The sequence below is a fragment of the Paenibacillus vietnamensis genome (assembly GCF_020169515.1).
GTDB lineage: Bacteria > Bacillota > Bacilli > Paenibacillales > Paenibacillaceae > Pristimantibacillus > Pristimantibacillus vietnamensis.
In genome coordinates this window covers 48,749-67,235 of record NZ_JAHMHW010000025.1, presented here as the reverse complement: position 1 = coordinate 67,235, position 18,487 = coordinate 48,749, and the positions used below count along the sequence as shown (strand labels likewise).

Annotated in this window: 28 protein-coding genes; 2 read left to right on the top strand and 26 right to left on the bottom strand. The window is 49.8% G+C overall.

Features of this window, described 5'->3' with window-relative positions:
* Positions 1–199: 199 nt before the first annotated feature.
* Both KP806_RS25845 and KP806_RS25840 read right to left on the bottom strand, forming a co-directional pair.
* Positions 200–421 (bottom strand): hypothetical protein, encoded by a 222-nt coding sequence (locus tag KP806_RS25845; protein ID WP_076338936.1) that lies wholly within the window; start codon positions 419–421, stop codon positions 200–202.
* A gap of 187 nt (positions 422–608) precedes the next feature.
* Positions 609–1,235, bottom strand: a complete 627-nt coding sequence (locus KP806_RS25840) for a stage II sporulation protein M (protein WP_224726628.1) — start codon at positions 1,233–1,235, stop codon at positions 609–611.
* Between the two features lie 107 nt (positions 1,236–1,342).
* Between KP806_RS25840 and pdaB the strand changes: the two genes are divergently transcribed.
* The gene (gene pdaB, locus KP806_RS25835) at positions 1,343–2,149 is read left to right on the top strand and encodes a polysaccharide deacetylase family sporulation protein PdaB (protein ID WP_224726627.1); all 807 of its coding nucleotides are present in this window, start codon (positions 1,343–1,345) and stop codon (positions 2,147–2,149) included.
* A gap of 4 nt (positions 2,150–2,153) precedes the next feature.
* Here the strand turns inward: pdaB and KP806_RS25830 are convergent, their stop codons facing one another.
* On the bottom strand, positions 2,154–2,777 hold the full coding sequence (locus KP806_RS25830) for a KinB-signaling pathway activation protein (protein ID WP_224726626.1): 624 nt from the start codon (positions 2,775–2,777) through the stop codon (positions 2,154–2,156).
* A 228-nt stretch (positions 2,778–3,005) separates the two neighbouring features.
* Between KP806_RS25830 and gerD the strand changes: the two genes are divergently transcribed.
* The gene (gene gerD, locus KP806_RS25825; protein ID WP_224726625.1) at positions 3,006–3,719 is read left to right on the top strand and encodes a spore germination lipoprotein GerD; all 714 of its coding nucleotides are present in this window, start codon (positions 3,006–3,008) and stop codon (positions 3,717–3,719) included.
* A gap of 108 nt (positions 3,720–3,827) precedes the next feature.
* Here gerD and KP806_RS25820 read toward each other — a convergent pair whose 3' ends face one another.
* The 23 genes from KP806_RS25820 to rpsH all read right to left on the bottom strand — a co-directional run bounded on the left by KP806_RS25820 (position 3,828) and on the right by rpsH (position 18,470).
* Positions 3,828–4,943 (bottom strand): Mrp/NBP35 family ATP-binding protein, encoded by a 1,116-nt coding sequence (locus tag KP806_RS25820; RefSeq protein ID WP_224726624.1) that lies wholly within the window; start codon positions 4,941–4,943, stop codon positions 3,828–3,830.
* 114 nt (positions 4,944–5,057) lie between these two features.
* Entirely contained in the window at positions 5,058–5,855 is a 798-nt protein-coding gene (cwlD, locus tag KP806_RS25815) for an N-acetylmuramoyl-L-alanine amidase CwlD (protein WP_224726623.1), read from the bottom strand.
* Positions 5,856–5,965: 110 nt separating this feature from the next.
* Positions 5,966–7,132, bottom strand: a complete 1,167-nt coding sequence (sat, locus tag KP806_RS25810) for a sulfate adenylyltransferase (protein ID WP_224726622.1) — start codon at positions 7,130–7,132, stop codon at positions 5,966–5,968.
* A 29-nt stretch (positions 7,133–7,161) separates the two neighbouring features.
* A complete protein-coding gene (locus KP806_RS25805; RefSeq protein WP_224726621.1) occupies positions 7,162–7,857 on the bottom strand; it encodes a phosphoadenylyl-sulfate reductase in 696 nt (231 codons plus the stop codon).
* Positions 7,858–8,075: 218 nt separating this feature from the next.
* Positions 8,076–8,468 carry a 30S ribosomal protein S9 gene (gene rpsI / locus KP806_RS25800; protein ID WP_028609625.1) on the bottom strand — a complete coding sequence of 131 codons (393 nt, stop codon included), beginning with the start codon at positions 8,466–8,468 and terminating at the stop codon, positions 8,076–8,078.
* 20 nt (positions 8,469–8,488) lie between these two features.
* Complete coding sequence (gene rplM / locus KP806_RS25795; RefSeq protein WP_224726620.1) at positions 8,489–8,926, bottom strand: 50S ribosomal protein L13; 438 nt, start codon at positions 8,924–8,926, stop codon at positions 8,489–8,491.
* A gap of 193 nt (positions 8,927–9,119) precedes the next feature.
* Positions 9,120–9,872: a tRNA pseudouridine(38-40) synthase TruA gene (truA, locus tag KP806_RS25790; protein WP_224726619.1), complete on the bottom strand. Its 753-nt coding sequence runs from the start codon at positions 9,870–9,872 to the stop codon at positions 9,120–9,122.
* Between the two features lie 238 nt (positions 9,873–10,110).
* The gene (gene rplQ, locus KP806_RS25785) at positions 10,111–10,476 is read right to left on the bottom strand and encodes a 50S ribosomal protein L17 (RefSeq protein ID WP_224726618.1); all 366 of its coding nucleotides are present in this window, start codon (positions 10,474–10,476) and stop codon (positions 10,111–10,113) included.
* A 45-nt stretch (positions 10,477–10,521) separates the two neighbouring features.
* On the bottom strand, positions 10,522–11,466 hold the full coding sequence (locus KP806_RS25780; RefSeq protein ID WP_028609629.1) for a DNA-directed RNA polymerase subunit alpha: 945 nt from the start codon (positions 11,464–11,466) through the stop codon (positions 10,522–10,524).
* A gap of 126 nt (positions 11,467–11,592) precedes the next feature.
* Complete coding sequence (rpsK, locus tag KP806_RS25775) at positions 11,593–11,988, bottom strand: 30S ribosomal protein S11 (protein ID WP_028609630.1); 396 nt, start codon at positions 11,986–11,988, stop codon at positions 11,593–11,595.
* 19 nt (positions 11,989–12,007) lie between these two features.
* Positions 12,008–12,376 carry a 30S ribosomal protein S13 gene (gene rpsM, locus KP806_RS25770; RefSeq protein WP_224726617.1) on the bottom strand — a complete coding sequence of 123 codons (369 nt, stop codon included), beginning with the start codon at positions 12,374–12,376 and terminating at the stop codon, positions 12,008–12,010.
* Between the two features lie 19 nt (positions 12,377–12,395).
* On the bottom strand, positions 12,396–12,509 hold the full coding sequence (rpmJ, locus tag KP806_RS25765) for a 50S ribosomal protein L36 (protein WP_003333770.1): 114 nt from the start codon (positions 12,507–12,509) through the stop codon (positions 12,396–12,398).
* Between the two features lie 42 nt (positions 12,510–12,551).
* The gene (gene infA, locus KP806_RS25760) at positions 12,552–12,767 is read right to left on the bottom strand and encodes a translation initiation factor IF-1 (protein ID WP_015847200.1); all 216 of its coding nucleotides are present in this window, start codon (positions 12,765–12,767) and stop codon (positions 12,552–12,554) included.
* A gap of 2 nt (positions 12,768–12,769) precedes the next feature.
* A complete protein-coding gene (locus KP806_RS25755; protein ID WP_224726616.1) occupies positions 12,770–13,051 on the bottom strand; it encodes a KOW domain-containing RNA-binding protein in 282 nt (93 codons plus the stop codon).
* A 3-nt stretch (positions 13,052–13,054) separates the two neighbouring features.
* Positions 13,055–13,819: a type I methionyl aminopeptidase gene (map, locus tag KP806_RS25750; protein ID WP_224726615.1), complete on the bottom strand. Its 765-nt coding sequence runs from the start codon at positions 13,817–13,819 to the stop codon at positions 13,055–13,057.
* On the bottom strand, positions 13,819–14,469 hold the full coding sequence (locus tag KP806_RS25745; RefSeq protein ID WP_224726614.1) for an adenylate kinase: 651 nt from the start codon (positions 14,467–14,469) through the stop codon (positions 13,819–13,821). The genes map and KP806_RS25745 overlap by 1 nt, the downstream gene beginning before the upstream one ends.
* A gap of 89 nt (positions 14,470–14,558) precedes the next feature.
* Positions 14,559–15,860, bottom strand: coding sequence for a preprotein translocase subunit SecY (secY, locus tag KP806_RS25740; RefSeq protein WP_224726613.1), 1,302 nt, complete (start codon positions 15,858–15,860; stop codon positions 14,559–14,561).
* Positions 15,861–16,301, bottom strand: coding sequence for a 50S ribosomal protein L15 (gene rplO, locus KP806_RS25735; protein WP_224726612.1), 441 nt, complete (start codon positions 16,299–16,301; stop codon positions 15,861–15,863).
* 46 nt (positions 16,302–16,347) lie between these two features.
* On the bottom strand, positions 16,348–16,527 hold the full coding sequence (gene rpmD, locus KP806_RS25730; protein WP_224726611.1) for a 50S ribosomal protein L30: 180 nt from the start codon (positions 16,525–16,527) through the stop codon (positions 16,348–16,350).
* Between the two features lie 13 nt (positions 16,528–16,540).
* Positions 16,541–17,038 (bottom strand): 30S ribosomal protein S5, encoded by a 498-nt coding sequence (rpsE, locus tag KP806_RS25725; RefSeq protein WP_224726610.1) that lies wholly within the window; start codon positions 17,036–17,038, stop codon positions 16,541–16,543.
* Between the two features lie 30 nt (positions 17,039–17,068).
* Entirely contained in the window at positions 17,069–17,437 is a 369-nt protein-coding gene (gene rplR / locus KP806_RS25720) for a 50S ribosomal protein L18 (protein ID WP_224726609.1), read from the bottom strand.
* Positions 17,438–17,497: 60 nt separating this feature from the next.
* Positions 17,498–18,040 (bottom strand): 50S ribosomal protein L6, encoded by a 543-nt coding sequence (gene rplF, locus KP806_RS25715; protein WP_224726608.1) that lies wholly within the window; start codon positions 18,038–18,040, stop codon positions 17,498–17,500.
* 31 nt (positions 18,041–18,071) lie between these two features.
* Complete coding sequence (gene rpsH / locus KP806_RS25710; RefSeq protein WP_114383972.1) at positions 18,072–18,470, bottom strand: 30S ribosomal protein S8; 399 nt, start codon at positions 18,468–18,470, stop codon at positions 18,072–18,074.
* Positions 18,471–18,487: the final 17 nt, after the last annotated feature.

The window sequence follows — 18,487 nt, the reverse complement described above, 5'->3', positions numbered from 1 at the left end:
GAGGATTAACGGGGCAGTTTCACTCGTTGTTCAGTTTTCAAAGAACAAGCTTTTCATTCGTGTCAGCCGTTGTTTGTCAGCGGCGACAAGAAATAATATATCACAGGGGCCCAATTAAATGCAACCCCTTTTTAAAATTTTTTTAAAAAATATAGGTGCATACCCAAGTGCTTTAACACACGCGTTTTCAAGCACTATTTTAACGATAGGAACGGGCATTCAGCGCGTAGCGGGAAAGCTCTTTCGGGGAGGCGATGCGGGCATACATCCTGAAGATGATTTTGTATCTTCTTGTTATCGCCTGCTTAATATCTCCGTCCAGACGGGAATCGCTTAAATCGAGCAGCATCTCGTCGAGCTCCTTGCGAAGGACATAGTCGAGTTCTTTGCATTCTTTGTCGTTGAATAGAATACCGAGCATAACAGTGAGTGACCTCCTTTAGATGTAAAGCCGCCTAACCACCGTCCATACAGCAAGCGTAACGGCTCCAGCCCTCCCTCGGCATAGGCTCGCGTTTCGCGCCAATTGAACAAAAAGCAACGTCTAACACCGAACCGCCGGCATTTCGACACTGCTTTATTGTTATGCTCAAATATTGGAAATTTTATTACATCGACATCAGCCATGTTGTAATTGTACTTTCAATGACCGATGCAACAAGAAGCGATACTGCTAATAAAACCATGACAGGCAATGTTTTTACTACGAAAAATTCCAGTTCCTTTCCGATTGCAGGCGCTTTGGCTCTTGCGAACAGGAAGGCTCCTAGTGCTTTGATAACGAGTGTTCCGAAGCGGAGACCGTATGCGCATGCGACGACAATCGCCGGTATTTCGATAATGCCGTGCGGAAGCAGGCCCTTGAAGATTAGCTCAAAAACAAATGCGCCGCCCTGCTGCTCAGCGAGATGCTTCAGAAGAAAACCGATGACCATACCGTTCACCACAAGAAACAACAAAGGCAATATGCCGAATAAGGCGCCTAAATACATGACGAAAATCGACTTCACCGCATTATTCAGGAAAATGACAAGCATCATTGTTAACGTTGGATATTGGGATTGTTCCACCATATTTGACAGTGCGCCGAGGCCTTCGATTTGGCCGATCAAAAAGTTCCTGAACACCGGATTCGTCCCCCCGATGACTACCCCGGCAAGAAATAAAATAAAGCCGAATGCGATATAACCGTTCATTTGCCTGAAATGATCCGCGATGGACCGCCATTTAAACATGCCTGTCTCCCCCTGTTTACGATGTTGAGAACTTGTACGAATATCTTCGTTGTACGAGCATAGATTTTAGTAGAACAAGCTTCCATTAGAAAGGAGAGCCCTTTTCCATGAACGTTTTTTACGTGTTGAACGGACGAAAGTTGAAAAGGTATTTTTTAATCTGCATCGCCGTCGTATTTTCCATTGGGATTATTTATGCCGAGCGTGACAACATCACCGTATTCGCCCCTCAGCAGCCTGCTGCAATCTACAGCGTGCCTACCGAAAAAAAAGTGGTTTCCTTAACGTTCGACATCAGCTGGGGCGACAAAAGGACGGAACCTATTCTTAATGTACTAAAGGAAAAAAACATTACGAAAGCGACCTTCTTCATCTCTTCACCGTGGGGACAGTCGCATCCTGAAATCGTTAAAAAGATTCAGGACGCCGGATATGAAATCGGAAGCCACGGGCATAAGCACGACAACTACAGCAAGCTCAGTGACGAAGAGATCCGCAAACAGATTACGACGGCGCATACGATTATTTCCGACATCACGGGCAAGCAGCCTAATTTGATCCGTCTGCCGAACGGAGATTTTGACAAACGAGTGCTTCAAATTGCTGAGGAGCTGAAGTACAAAGTCATTCAGTGGGATACCGACTCTCTGGACTGGATGAATATCGGCACCGATAAAATTATTAACCGGGTTGTCACGCGTGCTCATCCCGGAGACATTATCTTGTTCCACGCCAGCGATTCCGTCAAACAGACGCATGAAGCGCTGCCGGTCGTCATCGATCAGCTTCGCGAAAAAGGCTACGAATTCGTATCGGTGACCGAATTGATCGCTCAAACGGAAATCGACGGCAAAACCGTGCAGGACAAGGCGACCTCCGCCTTTCCGCAGCTGGATGCCGCCGCATTTGAATAAAGTATTAGACGACCGGCTTGGCAGCGACCGCTGCCGGGTCGGTTGTTTCTTTTTTGACGAGACGGTGCATCATCATAATTTGGTATGCATTGCAAACGAACAACGGGATTATCATAAAGATGATCGCCGAAAGGTTCGTGTCCCCTTTTATCGCAGGCCAGGCTTCAATAAACGTCACGACAACCATGAGGAACATCGTTGGTACCAGAGCGCTTTTGTTGGTTTGAGCCACTTTCATCCTTGTAACGAGCGCCGATACGAGCAGCAGCGCAACCGGCAGCACCCAGAAAAACCAGCCGTTCAGGTTTTTCTCGTACAAAATATAGCCGAGGCCTGCGGCCGCGAATACGGTCGTATAGCCTTGGAGGGCGTTCCATAAATACTTTTTGCCGAAGACGCTCAGAGCGATGTAGTTCAGCGTCAAATAAGCGAAAAAGCCCATTTGGCTGAAGGCGCCGATCATAAGGCCGACCATCGCCATCATCATGGCATTAAAGCCAACCGATTTGAAGCCTAAAAAACCGAATTCCGGATCGATCCACTGCATAACCGCGCCGGTAAGCACACAGACGACCGCGCCGACCGCCATGCTGCTCCAAAACAAGAAAAACCATTTTTTTAAATTCACGTTCCTATCCTCCCGGATTTCTGCGCATCTATCCTTGAAATGCCATTTTAATTTTTGCTTCCTCAACACCCTTTATTTTACCACGTTCACAACAAAAAGCTAAAGGCTGTCCATGATAATCCGGTGAACAATGCACATAATAAGAGCGGGAAACAAACGTTACCGGATACGAACGCTTCACCCCCATTTTCGATTACATGAGTACTCACATAGAAGGGAGCTAGTAAAATGCGTATGAGGTGGGCATTATTGTCGATTTTTACCGCCATGGCGATCCTGCTGTCGAGCTGCGGCGCACCGCCGCCGCCTGATAATGAGGTGAGCTACAAGGACATGAAATCGATGGTGATCGATATTTTGAAGACGGAGGACGCGCAGAAGGCGCTGCAGGAATCTGCCCAAGGCATTTCCGGCTACAATGCGCAGGGTACCAGACTGCTGTCCGTGCAGGATCAGGAGGAAGTAAGGCTTGCGGTTAAGGATGTGCTTGTTTCGCCTGAATACGACAAAGTCATCAAAAAGCTGATGACGGACACCCGTTTTGCGGGAGAATTCGCGAAAGCCGTCGTCAAGGAAAATAAAGCCATCCATAAAGAGTTGATCAAGGATCCGTCTTATCAGGCGGACATGGTTAAAGTGCTTAAAAACCCGGAAATGGATAAATTGATTTTGGAAGTGCTGCAGAGCACACAATACCGCAAGGAAGTTATGTCACTCATGCAGGAATCGATGCAAAACCCGCTGTTCAGACTGGAAGTGCTCGATTTGATGAAAAAAGCGGTTCAAGAGCAGCTTGAGCCTAAACCGACCGAAAAGGTCCAAAAGAAGAAGAGCGAAGAAAGCGCAGGCGGAGAAAGCAGCGGAGAAGAAGAACAAACGGCCGATGAGGAAAAGCAGAGCGAAGAGGCCAGCACCGAGGAGGAAGGGGCCGGTGGTATGTAGCCGGACAAGCGTTAACCGCTTAGTATGAAATGAAAAAGCCCGGACATACGGTTCGCCAGCGCTCAAAAGGCAGCTGGTCCGTGTCCGGGCTTTTTTTCTAAATGGATATCAGCCTTCGCATCTGCTTAGTACGCGATCCGCCAGCTCCAAATAAAGCTTGCCGGTTTCGGAGTCCGCTTTGTACACGGATGGCGAAAAATCGGGTTCGGACGGATGGTTGTCCGGAGCTCCTAACGGGATTTGCGCAAGAAGGTCGGCATGCAGCGTTTCCGCGAGCTTCGCTCCGCCTCCGCGGCCGAATACGTATTCTTTCTCGCCCGTCGAGGCCGAAACGTAATAAGACATGTTCTCGACGACTCCGATAATCTCATGCTCCGTCTTGATGGCCATCGCCCCTGCTCTTGCCGCTACGAAAGCAGCCGTGGCGTGCGGAGTAGTGACGATGATTTCTTTGCTCTGCGGAATAATCTGATGCACGTCAAGCGCAACATCGCCCGTTCCCGGCGGCAGATCGAGCAGCAAATAATCAAGCTCTCCCCATTCGATTTCCTGGAAGAAGTTGCGGAGCATTTTGCCGAGCATCGGGCCGCGCCAGACGATCGGGCTGTTGTCTTCGACGAAGAAGCCCATCGACATGACCTGCACGCCGAACTTCTCGATCGGGATGACACGGTCGTTCACGACCGCCGGACGCTCCTCGATGCCCATCATATCGGGCACGCTGAAGCCGTAAATATCGGCGTCGATGATGCCGACGCGTTTGCCCCTGCGGGCCAAGGCAACCGCCAGATTGACGGTCACCGTGGACTTGCCGACGCCGCCCTTGCCGCTGGCGACGGCGATGAACTGCACCCCGCTGTCCGGCGACAGCAGCGGGCTGGCCAAACCGGCCCCGTGGCCCTGTACGGGGCCCTTGGCGCCGGCGGCGGCTTTGCCGCCCGCCGCCGGCGCTGCTGCCGCTGGCGGCGGCGCAGCCCCGCCTGCGCCCGCGGCAGGCGCGGCCTCGGCCGCACGAAACCGGCAGTGCACGGTTTCGGCGCCCAGGCGCGCCAGCGCCTCGCGGAGCGAGGCCTCGAGCGCGGGCTGCGCAGCCGCGCTGGCTCCGAGGACCGTCAGTGAAACTTGACGGTCCCGGACCATGACGTCGCGGAACGAGACCGGTTCCGCGGTATAAGCAGCCGTCACGGATTTGACGGCTTCAATAGCTTGATCGCGTGTTAGCATGAGAACTTTCCCACCTTTTATGTAAATGACGATAACTTAATTGTCATTATAACACAGTGCGGGACTCATCCCACTATCTGTATTCTTGAAGACATCGCTCAGGTACCTGACTTTTTATTCGGCATCCGTATTATCCGTATCTTCCTGCAGCATGCTGCCGCTCAGCTTCTCGCCGGACATAAACCGCAATATGCCTTCATAGACCGAAGCCGCGACCTTGCGCTGATATTCCGCATCCGCCAAGCGTTCAGCCTCCCCCGGGTTCGACAGGAAGCCGACCTCGACCAAAGCGGTCGGAATATCCTCAATCGCTTTTAGCACATACACATCCTTCACCGCTGAAACCGAACGCGTCGTATTTTCCAGATTCCGTTTGATCTCGTCTTGTATGAAGGCGGCAAGAGCACGGCTGTCCGGATGGTTCGACGGATGGTAAAACGTCTGAGCCCCCGACCATTTGCTTGAAGGAATGCTGTTCATATGGATGCTGATAACGGCCGCCGGCTTGCTATCCTTTAGTACGGCTACCCGTTTCTTTAAATCCTCGGTTTTGCGCTTGCTGTAGGCCCTTGCATCGCCCGTAGCCAAGTCGTAGTCGCCTTCTCGCGTCATGACAACGACTGCACCGGCCTGCTGCAAATAATCTCGCAAATACAATGCGATCGACAAATTCAAATCCTTCTCGATCACGCCCTGCTTGCTGATCGCTCCTCCGTCCACTCCCCCGTGCCCGGCGTCGATCCCGATTGTTGTACCGGACAGCGGGAGCGACCAGTATGACCAGGTTTTCTCGGACGGCATCGACCTGCTGAGCAATATGCCCGTCAGCGCTACGACGAGAATGCCGATACCGATCCGGATTGCTCCTTTATACGTCATCCACACGACAAAACGCCGACCGATTCCGCGCATGAAAAAAACCACCCCGTCTCCCTATAAATAAATAAGTCCTAAGCACTCATTCATTTATATGGGACGAGATGGCCGTTTATGAGACAAACCTGCACGGTAGTTCTTACGTGTTAGCCGACCGGCTGCTGGGACATGCCTTCGATAAGGATTTTTGCAACTTCCGGACGCGAGAACTCAGGCGGCGGGCATACGCCGTCGCGCAGCAGTGCGCGCACTTTTGTACCGGAGAGCGTCAAATGGTCTTCCTTGCCGTGAGGGCAAGTTTTTGTTGTACCCATGTTGCCGCATTTCTTGCAGAAGAAACTGTGCTCGAAGTACAGCGGCGTAATGCCGAGATCTTCGGCAGGAATGCTCTTCAGCAGCTCTTGCGCTTCATAAGTGCCGTAGTAGTCGCCTACGCCGGCATGGTCGCGGCCGACGATGAAATGCGAGCAGCCGTAGTTCTTACGAACAAGCGCATGGAAAATCGCTTCGCGCGGGCCCGCATAACGCATTGCTGCAGGGAATACGCCGAGGAATACGCGATCCTGCGGATAATAATTTTCGAGCAATGCCAGGTAGCTCTTCATTCGTACGTTTGCAGGAACGTCATCGGACTTCGTCTCGCCGACAAGCGGGTTCAGGAACAAAGCATCGACGATTTCCATCGCAGTCTTCTGGATGTACTCGTGCGCACGGTGAACCGGGTTACGCGTTTGGAAGCCGACAATCGTTTTCCAGCCCTTCTCTGCGAAGATGCGGCGTGTTTCCGTTGGTTCGAAATAAAACTCGTTAAACTTCTCAGGCTGCGGACGGTTCAGCACCGTAATTGCTCCGCCAACGTATGTCGACGGACGCTCCAGCAGCTTTTTAACGCCCGGATGCTCCAGGTCGTCGGTTTTGAACACGTTAACCGCTTCAAACTTCTGATCGACGCTGTAGATGCTTTCGATTTCGATTACGGCGTAAGTAACGCCGTCTTCGCCTACAAGAGCCGCACGCTCGCCGGTCGAAAGCTCGGAAGCCTTCGCTTCTTCAACGGCCAGCGTAATCGGAATGCTCCATACCAGGCCATTCGCCAGACGCATTTTCTCAACGACCGAACGGTAGTCCGCTTCATTCATAAAACCAACCAACGGCGAAAACGCCCCTACGCCGATTAGATCCAGGTCGGAGATTGTCCAAGTGCTGATCGTGATGGATTTCAACGTTTTTGCTTCTGCCAGTAGCGCTTCACGCTGTTCGCCTGTGGCGACACGGTTAACCAGTTCGCCGCCATGCGGTAAAATTTGACTCATTGTACTTATTTCCTCCTTGGTTGTAACTCTTATTTATGCAAGCCGCACTCCGTTTTCTCTTGGCCGGACCAGCGTCCTGCGCGAGGGTCTTCACCTGGCATAACTTGGCGCGTGCAGTGCTCGCAGCCGATGCTTGGGTAGTTTTGATCGTGCAGCGGGTTATAAATGACATCATTCTCGCGAATGTAGTTCCATACATCTTCCGATGTCCAGTGAGCAATCGGATTAAATTTCACCAAACCGAACTTTGTATCATATTCGATTTTTTTCGAGTTGGCCCGTGTCGGAGCTTGATCGCGGCGAATTCCTGTAATCCATGCTTCGTATTTGGACAGAATATTGGTTAGAGGCTTCACTTTACGGATATTGCAGCAAGCGTTAGCGTCTGTTTTCCACAGTTCGTCACCGAATTGGGCAGCTTGCTCTTCCGGCGTAATTTCCGGCTTTACTTCTACGAACGGGATGCCTGGGTAACGCTCAGCCATGCGGTCGCGCGTCTCATACGTTTCTTTAAAGTGGAAATCCGTATCCAAATAGAAAATGTCAGTCTTCGGGCTGATCTTTTGAAGCATATCTACAAGAACAACGTCTTCTGCGCCGAAGCTGCATGCGAATGTAATGTTAGGAAATGTCTCTACAGCAAATGCGATGATTTCTTCAGGTGTCGCATTCTCAAGCTCAACCGCTTTTTGCGCGATTAGTGCTTCTTTCTCAAAAAGGTTCATTTTTTATGCCCTCCGTCATTAATTCCTAGTAAATTAGTCTGTTTAAAAACATTATACGTCCAACGAGCGGATTGTTCAATAATAAGTTTTCTCCAAAATGAAATAAAGTTACCTTTTTTTGAGAGCATGTCCGATTTCCCAAACGTAAACAACTTTCGCCGTCCTTTGCAAAAAAACGCCCTCTCTGTAGTACAGAGAAGGCGTTTGTCGTAAGCATATTAACGTTTCGAGAATTGTGGAGCGCGACGAGCCGCTTTAAGACCGTATTTTTTACGTTCTTTCATACGTGGGTCGCGAGTCAGGAAGCCTGCACGCTTCAGAGCCGGACGGAATTCAGGGTCTGCTTTAAGCAGAGCGCGGGAAATACCGTGACGGATTGCGCCAGCTTGACCGGACATGCCGCCGCCGTTAGCGATGACGAGCACGTCGTATTTCGACAGTGTGTCAGTCAGGTTAAGCGGTTGTTTTACGATCAGCTTAAGAGTTTCCAAACCAAAATATTCGTTCAAATCGCGTTTATTAACAATGATTCGTCCTTCACCCGGCACAAGACGTACACGTGCAACAGAGTGTTTACGACGACCGGTTCCATAGTATTGCACTTGAGCCATGAAACTTGTCCTCCTCTTTATTACCCGCGAAGTTCGTAAACTTCAGGGTTTTGTGCTTGATGTGGATGTTCCGCACCTGCGTATACTTTAAGCTTAAGCTTCATTTTGTCGCCAAGACGGTTCTTAGGAAGCATGCCGTGAACAGCAAGCTCGATAACGCGCTCTGGCTTGTTCTTGATCATTTCTTGTGCCGGAGTTACTTTCAGACCGCCGGAGTACAGCGAGTGGCGGTAGTACATTTTGTCCGAAAGCTTCTTGCCTGTCAGGTGAATTTTCTCGGCGTTGATAACAACAACGAAATCGCCTGTATCAACATGTGGAGTAAATGTCGGTTTGTGCTTGCCGCGGATAATGGAAGCAACCTCGCTTGCCAAGCGACCAAGCGTCTTGCCTTCCGCATCAACCACATACCATTTACGCTCAACTTCATTTGGCTTAGCCATATAGGTGGTACGCATGGATGATCCTCCTTAATTGTCATACATTCATCGGTTTTATAACAACGTAAACGTTGGTTAATTTATCATTGTTGAGTAGGTATTACAGTTCTTACGTGTCACTTTCTCAGTCGGGGCTGTGGGATAGCCACTAAGAAAGCACAAGTTATATTCTACTATAAAGAATAGGTATGTGCAAGTAATTTATAGTGAATTATGCCTGTACTTCATCGGGATATTCCACGTCCATCAGCATGAGTCCATGCGGCATTGCAGTAGGTCCCGCAAGGGCCCTGTTCCGTCCTTCGAGTATCGTCTTGATGTCATTCGGAGCGAGCTTGCCTTGGCCGACCCACAGCAAGGTTCCCATAATAATACGAACCATATTGTATAGAAATCCGTTGCCGGACACGTACAGATGGATGAACTGTCCTTCCCGGACAAAGTATGCCTCGTATATCGTACGGATATGGTGCGGCTTGGTGGAATGGATGGATGTAAACGATGTGAAATCGTGCTCTCCGATCAGATGAACGATTCCTTCCTGCATCGCATCCGCATCAAGCGGAGCTGGATGGAAGAAACGGAATTGACGGCCGAATACGTCGGGGAACTTGCCGTTATCTATCGTATACCGGTACGTTTTGCGCTTCGCGGATTTTCTGGCATGAAAATGCACCGGCACATCGAACACCTCAAGAACGACGATATCCTTTGGCAGCCGCGTATTAAGCGCAATCGCCCATCTCTCCGTCGGAATACGGGATTCCGTGAAGAAGTTGAATATCTGCCCTTGGGCATGCACCCCCGCATCCGTACGTCCCGAACCGATGATCATAATCGTCTCGCCGGACAGCTTTCTAATGGCTTCTTCAAGTTCGCCTTGAACGGTCCGTCCATAAGGCTGCGCTTGAAAGCCGCTAAAATCCGTTCCGTCATAGCTGACTTTTACACATAAATTACGCAATCTTCCACCCCCTTTCGCCAAGGGTTCCAGCTTTCAAACAAGCGTAAACGGCTGTCGCCGTCCTCTGGCGGCAAAAGCTCGTTTCGCGGTGAATTCTAAGCGCAGACCAAGGTGAAACATGATAAATTCTTAGAATTAAAAAAAGGTGGCCGCTAGGGTCCACCCTTTTCTCTGCATATAAGCCTGGTCAAGCTTTTACGCAATGGACAAGCTTATATGTTTCTCGTATTCCGGGATACTACGCGCGGTCAACCAGCTCAAGGTAAACCATAGGCGCAGCGTCGCCGCGACGAGGACCTAGCTTAAGAATGCGCGTGTAACCGCCGGCACGCTCCGAGTAACGGGTAGCCAGTTCGGAGAACAGCTTTTGGATCGCGTCTTGCTCACCGTTTACGGATTCGCGACGAACATAAGCTGCTACTTGACGACGAGCATGAAGATCACCTTGCTTTGCTTTCGTGATCAGCTTCTCAGCGATAGAACGAACCTCTTTCGCTTTAGCTTCAGTCGTTTGAATACGCTCATATAGGAACAAGTCGGTAACGAGGTCACGGAACAATGCTTTCCGAGCACTAGCGTCACGTCCCAATTTTTGATATGCCATCTTGTTTTCCCCTCCCTTGCTCTGTTGTAGACACTTGTTGGTATTCTACTCTTCCATGCGAAGGCCCAGTCCGAGCTCTTCAAGCTTCTCTTGAACTTCCTCAAGCGATTTACGGCCCAGGTTACGGACCTTCATCATATCCTCTTCGGACTTCGTGATCAGCTCTTGAACCGTATTGATGCCTGCGCGCTTCAAGCAGTTGTAAGAACGGACGGAAAGATCCAGCTCCTCGATCGTCATCTCGAGAACCTTCTCTTTCTTATCTTCTTCTTTCTCAACCATAATTTCCGCGTCTTTGGCTTCATCGGTTAATCCAACGAACAAGTCCAAATGCTCGGTCAAAATTTTAGCGCCGAGGCTGACAGCCTCTTCCGGTCTAATACTTCCGTCCGTCCAAACCTCAAGCGTAAGCTTGTCGTAGTTTGTGACTTGACCGACGCGAGTATTTTCCACGCTGTAGTTGACGCGAGTAATTGGCGTGTATATCGAATCAACGGGAATTACCCCAATCGGCTGTTCGTCCTTCTTGTTGCGGTCCGCTTGCACGTAACCGCGTCCCCGATTAGCAAAAACCCGCATATGGAGCCGCGCGCCGGAGGCTAAGGTTGCGATGTGAAGATCAGGGCTTAAAATCTCGACATCGCTGTCAGCTCGAATGTCGCCCGCTGTAATATTCCCTTCGCCTTCCGCGTCGATTTCCAACACCTTTTCTTCATCGGAGTGGATTTTCAACGAGAGGCCCTTCAGGTTCAGAATGATTTCGGTCACATCCTCAATCACTCCGGGAACCGTAGAAAACTCGTGAAGCACTCCGTCGATTTGAACCGAGGTTACTGCTGCGCCCGGCAAAGACGACAATAAAATTCGGCGAAGCGAATTTCCAAGCGTCGTGCCGTATCCGCGCTCCAACGGCTCGACGACGAAACGTCCGTAAGTTCCTTCGTCATTCAGTTCTACGGTTTCGATTTTCGGCTTTTCGATCTCAATCACTAATAGTACCCTCCTTCAAACGTCGCTCCGTTACCATACCGTTATTTTAAGTCAAATCTTGTAGTATGCCAAACCTTCACAACCATTATTCACAAGTTGTCGGTATTTGATACCACCCGGATTTAACTAAACGCGACGACGTTTTGGAGGACGGCATCCGTTGTGAGGAACTGGTGTTACGTCTTTAATGAGGTTAACTTCAAGGCCTGCTGCCTGAAGCGAACGGATCGCTGCTTCACGGCCGGCGCCAGGGCCTTTAACCATCACTTCAACAGTTCTCATGCCATGCTCCATCGCTGCTTTAGCTGCGGATTCAGCAGCCATTTGAGCGGCGAAAGGCGTGCTCTTACGGGAACCTTTGAAACCAAGGTTGCCGGAGCTTGCCCAGGAGATTGCATTGCCGTGCGGGTCCGTGATCGTAACGATCGTATTGTTGAACGTCGAACGGATGTGCGCAACGCCAGTATCAATATTTTTCCGGTCGCGACGTTTTGTACGAACGACTTTTTTAGGTTTAGCCATTGATTAAGATCCTCCCTTCTTATTTCTTCTTGTTAGCTACAGTCCGACGAGGACCTTTGCGTGTACGTGCATTCGTTTTCGTACGTTGACCGCGAACAGGCAGGCCACGACGGTGACGAAGACCGCGGTAGCAGCCGATTTCAGTCAGACGCTTGATGTTAAGCGAGATTTCACGGCGAAGGTCGCCTTCCACTTTAACGGATTTGTCGATTGCGTCGCGAAGGCGGCCCAATTCGTCTTCCGTCAAATCGCGAACGCGAGTGTCGAAGTTAACTTCAGCTGTTTTCAAAAGCTTTTGCGACGTTGTTTTGCCGATACCGAAAATGTACGTCAGGGCGATTTCGACGCGTTTGTCACGCGGCAAGTCTACACCAGCTATACGTGCCATAGGCTATATTCCCCTCCTTCTATCCTTGTTTTTGTTTGTGTTTCGGATTTTCACAAATTACCATAACGTTGCCTTTGCGACGAATGACTTTGCATTTTTCGCAAATCGGCTTTACCGAAGGTCTAACCTTCATTGTGAATTACCTCCCGAATCTTTCGAAAAGCAAGCCGATGGCCTACTTCCGATAGGTGATGCGCCCTCTGGATAAATCATAAGGCGATAACTGAATAACCACTTTGTCTCCCGTCAGGATGCGGATGAAGTGCATTCTGAGCTTACCGGAAACATGTGCGAGAATTTGATGACCGTTCTCCAGCTCCACCTTGAACATGGCATTCGGCAACGGTTCGATAACCGTACCTTCGACCTCAATGACGTCTTCCTTAGCCACCGTCATTCTCCTTTCGCATACGCAAACTTCTGAATTACATAACGTAACTTGGCATTGGTCACTCTGCCTGTTTCATGCAAGCTGCTCGTTACTTCTTGACTAACGGCAGTCTGTAACTCGAGATGAAGAACGTTTTTTTTCTTCGGCTGATCGAATTTGCGCTTATGGCCGTCTGCAATCATGACGAAGCGATCGTCGATGATCCCAACTATGACAGCGAAACTTTCTTCGTCCTTGCCCCGAAGCACTTTGACGAACTGACCAATCTGGGGACGAGCATCCATCGGCTAAGCCTCCGGCTGCTGCGGCAAAATGGTCAATATTTCAAAGCCGTCCTCAGTTACGGCTACCGTATGCTCAAAGTGAGCGCACCATGAGCCGTCTTCCGTTACGACCGTCCAATTATCCTCCAAAGTACGAACATAGCGTTCGCCAATGTTGACCATTGGTTCGATGGCAAGCACCATTCCAGCCTTCAGACGAGGTCCGCGATCCGGTATACCATAGTTCGGTATTTGTGGTTCCTCATGGAGGTCCGCGCCGATTCCGTGCCCTACGTATTCCCGTACGACGGAGAAGCCTGCGTCTTCGATGACTTTCTGAATAGCGTGCGATATCGTATATAAACGAACATCGGGTTTGATGAGCTGCAGCCCCGCGTAAAGCGAAGCTTCCGTTACATCAAGCAGTTTTTGAACATCAGGCGTTACAGCTCCGGCCGCGTAGGTCCAGGCTGAATCACCATGATAGCCTTCATACTGAGCTCCGATGTCGATACTGATAATATCGCCTTCGTTCAACTTGCGTGACCCAGGGAAGCCGTGTACCAGCTCGTCATTCACAGAAGCGCAAATGCTGGACGGAAAACCATTGTAACCTTTGAAGGACGGGACCGCACCTTGGCTTCTGATATACGCTTCGGCAATTTGGTCGAGCTCACGAGTCGTGATTCCCGGCTTTACGGCCTGCTTCATCAGCCGATGCGTTTCCGCAACGATGCGTCCAGCTTCCCTCATATATCGCAGCTCCGATTCGGATTTGCAAATAATCATTACAATGAACCTCGCAATACGGATACGATATCGTTTGTCACAACATCGATGTCCTTCTCGCCGTCGACTTCACGAAGGAGACTTTTTGCATTGTAGTAATCAAGAAGAGGTGCCGTCTTGGATGTATACTCATCCAAACGAGTGCCTACCTTTTCTTCCGTATCATCAGAGCGCTGATACAGCTCGCCGCCGTCTTTGTCGCAGATACCTTCGACCTTAGGCGGGTTGAAGATTACATGGTAAGTCGTTCCGCAAGTTTTGCAGATGCGCCGACCAGTCAAGCGGGCTAGCAGCAATCCGCGGTCAACCTTTAAATTTACAACATGATCTATGCTGCGGCCAAGCTCGTCAAGCATAACATCAAGCGCTTCGGCTTGCTGCAGCGTACGAGGGAAACCGTCAAGCAAAAATCCTTTTTTGCAATCGTCTAATGCAAGACGTTCTTTCACGATACCGTTCGTAATCTCATCGGGAACGAGCAGGCCCTGATCGACATACTCCTTCGCTTTAAGACCGAGTGCGGTTCCTTGTTTCATAGCGAGGCGGAATGCATCGCCAGTGGAAATGTGCGGAATGCCGAACTCTTCCACGATCCGTTCAGCTTGTGTACCTTTTCCGGCTCCCGGAGGGCCCATGAATAAAATGTTCATTGCCGACTTCCTCGCTTTAAGCACAATAGGCTCGGGCGGGCTAACGCACCATCAGTCGACGAAAGCGGAAGCCCGGTCAGAACCTATTGTTATTTATTGATAAACCCTTTGTAATGGCGTTTGATCAACTGGCTCTCGATTTGCTTCATCGTATCAAGTGCAACCCCGATCACGATCAAGAGTGAGGTGCCGCCAAGCTGCACTGAGCGCGGTAATCCAGCAAGTGCTCCGAAGAACACAGGGAGAACAGAGATGACTGCCAGGAAGATCGCTCCCGTCAACGTGATGCGCGACATAACGCGCGTCAGGTAAGACGAGGTTGGTTTTCCTGGGCGAATGCCCGGAATGTATCCGCCATTCTTTTTCATCTGATCAGCCATTTGCACCGGATTAATTTGTACGAATGTGTAGAAGAAGGTGAATCCGATAATGAGCAGTACGTACAATACCATACCGAGCGGCTTGTCGTAGTTCATGTTATCGATGACCCAGCTCGCCCAAGCCGTATGAGACCAGAACTGAGCGATTGTGATCGGGAACATGATCAGCGATACCGCGAAGATAACCGGAATAACGCCTGCGCCGTTAACCTTCATCGGAATGTGAGTCGATTGTCCGCCGTACATTTTCCGTCCAACGACGCGTTTGGCGTATTGAACCGGAATTTTACGGATACCTTGCTGCACGAAGATAACACCGACAATGATTGCGATAATCGCAATCACGATCAGAACCATCTTCACGATATTCAAGAACAATTGATCCTGCGCGCCAACGAATTGATCTTCGTAGATCGTACGGATGTGTCCAGGAATACCGGCTGCAATTGCTGCAAAAATCAGAATCGAAATCCCGTTTCCGATTCCTTTTTCCGTGATTTGCTCGCCAAGCCACATCAAGAAGGCAGTACCTGCAGTCAAGATGATGGCGATCAGCAAGTAATCAACGAATGTAGCGCCAACAACCATCTCGTAACCGTATTGACGGTTAAAGCCGATTGCCGTTGCAAAGCCTTGGACTAAACCAAGAACAATCGTACCATAACGGGTGATTTGTGCGAGCTTGCGTTTGCCGTTCTCGCCTTCCTTCGCCCATTCCGCAAATCTTGGAATAACGTCCATCGATAACAGCTGCACGATAATCGAAGCCGTAATGTAAGGCGTAATCCCGATCGCGAAGATGGAAAACTGGAACAAAGCACCGCCAGAGAATGTATTAAGCAAGCCGAACAGGTCCGCACCGGCTGTATCAACCTGCTTAAACACCTCCTTGTTTACGCCCGGTACCGGAATAAAGGAACCGATACGGTAGATCAACAAGATGAATAGAGTGAAGAGGATCCTTGTACGAAGATCCGCCACCTTCCAAATGTTGGACACGGTCTTGAACAATTAGATCACCTCGGTTTTACCGCCGGCAGCCTGGATTTTCTCTACCGCAGATTGAGAGAACTTGCTTGCTTTAACAGTCAGTGAAACGTTGATTTCACCGTTGCCCAAAATCTTGATGCCTGCGAGCGGGTTCTTAACGATCCCTTGCTCGATCAGAACTTCTGGAGTGACTTCAGTTCCTGCAGCAAAGCTGTTTAGCTCTTCAATGTTAACGATCGCATACTCTGTACGGAAACGGTTGTTAAATCCACGCTTCGGCACTCGACGATACAACGGGTTTTGTCCGCCCTCGAAACCTGGACGAACGCCGCCGCCGGAACGAGCATTTTGACCTTTGTGACCTTTACCGGCTGTTTTACCATTACCGGAACCGATACCGCGACCTTTGCGCTTTGGCGCTTGAGTCGAGCCTGGTGCTGGTGCTAGCTCATGCAATTTCATCGTTCGTGCACCTCCTTATTTATTTCTTGGAAGATCCGTTCAAATCTTAAACTTCTTCTACTTTAACCAAATGGTTAACGGAGTTAACCATGCCGCGGATAGCTGGGCTATCGTTCAGAACAACGGACTGACGAATCTTTTTAAGTCCAAAAGATTCAACAGTGGCGCGTTGCTTTTCATTGCGGCCGATCAAACTGCGTACGAGGGTGATTTGCAATTTAGCCATCTTGTTTCCCTCCTTAGCGTTGAAGCTCTTCGACAGTTTTTCCACGTAGCTTCGCAACATCTTCCACGCGCTTCAGACGGGAAAGACCTTCGAGCGTTGCGTTAACCATATTCATGGAGTTCGAAGAACCTAGGGATTTCGTCAAAATGTCACCTACGCCAGCAAGTTCGAGAACTGCGCGCACAGGGCCGCCGGCGATAACGCCAGTACCCTCGGAAGCAGGCTTCAGAAGAACTTCTCCAGCGCCAAAGTGTCCGAGAACAAGGTGAGGAATAGTTGTTCCTACGAGTGGAACATGGATCAGGTTTTTCTTAGCATCTTCGATACCTTTGCGAATCGCATCAGGTACTTCGCCTGCTTTACCGATCCCTGCGCCAACGTAGCCATTACCGTCACCGACTACTACAAGCGCGCTAAAGCTGAAACGGCGTCCGCCCTTAACAACTTTCGCTACGCGGTTGATATTAACAACTTTTTCAGTCAGTTCTAACGTATTAGGATCTACACGCAAGTCATTTAACCTCCTTATGAGTAAAGTCGATTAGAATTCCAGACCAGCTTCGCGAGCTGCTGTCGCAAGAGCCTGAATTCTACCGTGATACAAATAACCGCCGCGGTCAAAAACTACTTCGGTTACCCCTTTTGCTTGAGCGCGTTGTGCGATCAATTCGCCAACTTTAGTAGCCGCTGCTACGTTACCGCCGTTTCCGATCGCTTCAGTCAATTCTTTGTCCTGAGTCGAAGCGGATGCGATCGTTACGCCTGCTACGTCGTCGATCAATTGTGCATACATGTGCTTGGAGGAACGGAATACAGACAGACGCGGACGTGCAGCCGTACCGTTAATTTTTTTACGAACACGCAGGTGTCTTTTCAGACGAGCCTTGTTTTTATCGCCCTTCGTAATCATTCAAGGTTCACTCCTTTCTCATTGCCTTATGACGCTATTTTAAGCACACCCGCGGGCTGCTTATTTTTTCTTACCGGCTTTACCTTCTTTACGGATGATGCGCTCGCCTTCGTACTTGATGCCTTTGCCTTTGTATGGCTCTGGCTCGCGTACCGAACGGATTTGAGCGGCAACAGCGCCTACGCGCTCTTTGTCGATACCACGAACGGTAATTTTCGTGTTCGCAGGAACGTCAAATTCAATACCAGCCTCGGGAACAATCTCCACCGGGTGGGAATAACCAACGTTAAGAACGATCTTATCGCCGGATTTATTCGCACGGTAACCTACGCCTACAAGCTCAAGGTTTCTCGAGAAACCTTCAGTTACGCCGCTAACCATGTTAGCGATGATGCTGCGGGTTGTTCCGTGCAAAGAACGATGCAATTTATTGTCGGAAGGACGCTCGATTACGATCTCAGTTTCCGCAACATTCACTTTCATGTCCTTGTGAATTTCGCGGGAAAGAGTACCTTTCGGTCCTTTAACAGTAATAACTGTGTTGTCCAAGTTAATGCTTACGCCGTTAGGCACTTGGATCGGTTTACGACCAATACGGGACATTGTTACACCTCCTGTCTCTGTGACTTGTTACTTACCAAACGTAGCAAACGACTTCGCCGCCGGATTTAACCTGACGAGCTTCTTTATCCGTCATAACCCCTTTGGACGTAGAAATAATCGCAATTCCTAGGCCGCCCAAAACGCGTGGGACTTCAGTTGATTGTGTATAAACGCGAAGACCTGGTTTGGAGATACGCTTCAAACCTGTAATAACGCGCTCTTGGTTAGGGCCGTATTTCAAGAAAATACGGATAATCCCTTGTTTGTTGTCTTCGATATATTCAGCATCGCGGATAAAACCCTCGCGCTTCAAAATTTCAGCGATTTGCTTCTTGATTTTCGAAGCGGGCATTTCCACGGTTTCGTGACGAACAACATTCGCGTTGCGAATGCGCGTCAGCATATCTGCAATCGGATCAGACATAACCATTTGTGTTAACCTCCTTC